General features: G+C 36.1%; 4 protein-coding genes. 3 read left to right on the forward strand and 1 reads right to left on the reverse strand.

Annotation, left to right across the window (positions count from 1 at the left end; all coding sequences use genetic code 11):
- A partial coding sequence (locus ACIQ2S_RS12580) for a DNA polymerase (protein WP_396176524.1) occupies positions 1 to 490 on the forward strand: 490 nt, incomplete at its 5' end.
- Positions 491 to 671: 181 nt separating this feature from the next.
- Here the strand turns inward: ACIQ2S_RS12580 and ACIQ2S_RS12585 are convergent.
- Positions 672 to 1,694: a LacI family DNA-binding transcriptional regulator gene (locus ACIQ2S_RS12585; protein ID WP_396176526.1), complete on the reverse strand. Its 1,023-nt coding sequence runs from the start codon at positions 1,692 to 1,694 to the stop codon at positions 672 to 674.
- 299 nt (positions 1,695 to 1,993) lie between these two features.
- Here ACIQ2S_RS12585 and rplM point away from each other — a divergent pair, with 299 nt between their 5' ends.
- Together rplM and rpsI are read left to right on the forward strand one after the other, a co-directional pair.
- Positions 1,994 to 2,449 carry a 50S ribosomal protein L13 gene (gene rplM, locus ACIQ2S_RS12590; protein ID WP_396176528.1) on the forward strand — a complete coding sequence of 152 codons (456 nt, stop codon included), beginning with the start codon at positions 1,994 to 1,996 and terminating at the stop codon, positions 2,447 to 2,449.
- Positions 2,449 to 2,835, forward strand: a complete 387-nt coding sequence (gene rpsI, locus ACIQ2S_RS12595; protein WP_396176530.1) for a 30S ribosomal protein S9 — start codon at positions 2,449 to 2,451, stop codon at positions 2,833 to 2,835. The genes rplM and rpsI overlap by 1 nt, the downstream gene beginning before the upstream one ends.
- Positions 2,836 to 2,902: the final 67 nt, after the last annotated feature.

The following is a 2,902-nucleotide window of genomic DNA, read 5'->3' on the forward strand; positions in this document are numbered from 1 at the left end:
TGGGGTGTCGGCATTCGGACTTTCCAATCAAACCAATTTATCCCGAAAAGAAAGTGCCGAATTGATTGATGCCTATTATGCCACTTATCCGAAATTGAAAGCCTATATGGCGAACCAAGTTGATTTTGCCAGAGAAAATGGTTATGTGCAAACGGTTTTAGGAAGACGACGTTATTTAAAAGATATTAATTCCGCGAATGCGATGGTGCGAAGCGGTGCCGAACGAAATGCCGTAAACGCCCCAATTCAAGGCTCTGCCGCAGATATTATCAAAATTGCGATGATTAACATTCACAAACGATTGGTAAACGAGCAATGGCAATCAAAAATGTTATTGCAAGTACACGATGAGTTGGTGTTTGATGTGCACAATTCAGAATTAGAAAAAATTCAACCAATGATTAAACACGAAATGGAAAATGCTTTTAAATTGACTGTTCCGTTAGATGTGGAATTGGGAATGGGAAGGAATTGGTTGGAGGCTCATTGATAGTTTGCAGTCGCAGTGTTCAGTTTGCAGTCGCAGTTTTCAGTTTTCAGAGGAACGCTTAAAACTCTGTCAAGGTTTGAAACTTTGACAGAGTTAAATAATCTTAAACAACTTTTCCGAATTCCAGTCAAATAAAAAAACCTTTTAAAAAAAGGCTTTAGTATAAATTTCCGGACTACCGTTAAAGTTTCCTAGTTGAATCTCTTTGTCTCAATTCTGTTTTGACAACAATCGTTTTATACGAATGAATATCCACTTTTCTTTCTAATTTTTCCATCAACAGCTTAGCGGCTTCCGCACCTATTTCAGGTCCGTGCTGACTAATTGTTGACAAACTTGGCGTTAATCTACGTGACCAAACACCATCAGCAAAACCGATGATACATAATTCCTCGGGAATTATAATTCCTTTTTGAATAGCCAATTTCATCGCCATTGTCGAAGAGTGTTCGTCCAATGCCAAAATACCATCTACTTCACCGCTGGCTAACAATTTTTTTAAACGAGAGTCAAAATCTTCTTCACTGTCGGTTTTAATAACTAAGTGATCTGCTACACTTCTATTGTAATCCTGCAACGCACGTTCGTAGCCCAAAGCACGGTGCTTTCCAACACTTAAATTATCAATACACGAAAGTAAGGCAATCTTTTTACTACCTAGTTTTATCAAATGTTTGACAGCTTCCATTGACGACTCAAAATCATCTACTATTACTTTGTCGCAGGAAACATCATCCATTGTTCTATCAAACATGACAATTGGCATGCCTTCACGCAAAATCTCTTTAAAATGAGATGAAACATTTTTAGTTTGTGATTCTTCGGCCACAGAAAGGATAAAACCATCCACTGTTCCATTGCTTAATAAATCCATTGCCTGTTTTTCTTTGGAATGCGATTCATTTGATATATAGGTAATCACATTATAACCTTTCGCATTGGCGGCTTTTTCAATTCCACTGAAAACTTTTGCAAAAAAAGGATTTAAGATATTTGGAATAATCACGCCAATGGTATTGGTGCGTTGGTTTTTCAAATTTTTAGCCATCGTATTTGGCTTATAATTTTGCAATTTTGCATACTCCTGCACCCTGTTTTTAGTTACCGTACCGATTTCATGACTGTCGCTTAAGGCTTTTGAAACAGTTGAAACAGATAATCCTAGATCTTTTGCAATTTGTTTTAAAGTGATTTTTGGCTTCATGGAACTAATTTTAAATGTAAAAATAGTAAAAATATGGTACGAAGTGAATGCTTTGGATTTAATCTATGACAGCAATGACAGAACTAAGCCAAATAGCAACTAAAAACGCAGTACATTTTGATTAGAAATCTATTTTAAATCCTTTGATAACTTGCTAATTGACACAAATTTCAACTTAATTTAACGGTTTAAAAACACTAAAATAAATATTCTTAAATTGGTATTTGGTTTTATCATAAATAATTGTACTTTTGCAACCCCTTTATTGGGGATGGAATGTTTAATTAAAATAAATTATTGTGAACACATTAAGCTACAAGACAGTTTCAGCCAACAAAGCTACCGCAGATAAGCGGTGGATTGTTGTAGATGCTGAGGGTCATAACTTAGGTCGTTTTGCATCAAAAGTAGCCATGCTATTAAGAGGTAAATACAAGCCTAATTATACCCCGCACGTTGATTGTGGTGATAACGTAATTGTTATCAACGCAGAAAAAATCAACCTGACTGGTAACAAGTTGGATGACAAAACGTACATCCGTCACACAGGTTACCCAGGTGGACAAAGAAGCCTAACGGCTAAAGTATTGCAACAAAAAAACCCTGCAACTTTAGTAGAAAAGGCTGTAAAAGGAATGTTGCCTAAAAACAAATTAGGTGCCGAATTATTCCGAAATTTAAATGTAAATGTTGGTTCTGAGCACAAACATGGAGCTCAACAACCAAAAACCGTTAACTTAAACGATCTAAAGTAATGGGAGTTATTCACAAAATCGGTAGAAGAAAATGTGCTGTGGCACGTGTGTATGTTTCAGAAGGAACAGGAAAAATCACCGTAAACAAAAGAGAATTTGAAAACTACTTCCCTACTGCGACTTTACAGTACAAAGTATTGCAACCAATGTCTATGACAGAAAATGCAACCAACTTTGACGTAAAAGTAAATGTACATGGTGGTGGTTCAACAGGGCAAGCAGAAGCTGTGAGAATGGCTATTGCAAGAGCAATGTGTGAGGTAGAAGCTGAAAACAGAGCTATCTTGAAACCAGAAGGATTGCTAACAAGAGATCCAAGAATGGTAGAACGTAAGAAATTTGGACAGAAGAAAGCTCGTAAGAGATTCCAATTCTCTAAACGTTAATACTGAACTTGTTTCAGTATCCGCAGCTTAATACGCTGTAAAAATTTAAAATTATTATTAAAAAAGT

Source organism: Flavobacterium sp., from assembly GCF_044371705.1.
Lineage (GTDB): Bacteria > Bacteroidota > Bacteroidia > Flavobacteriales > Flavobacteriaceae > Flavobacterium.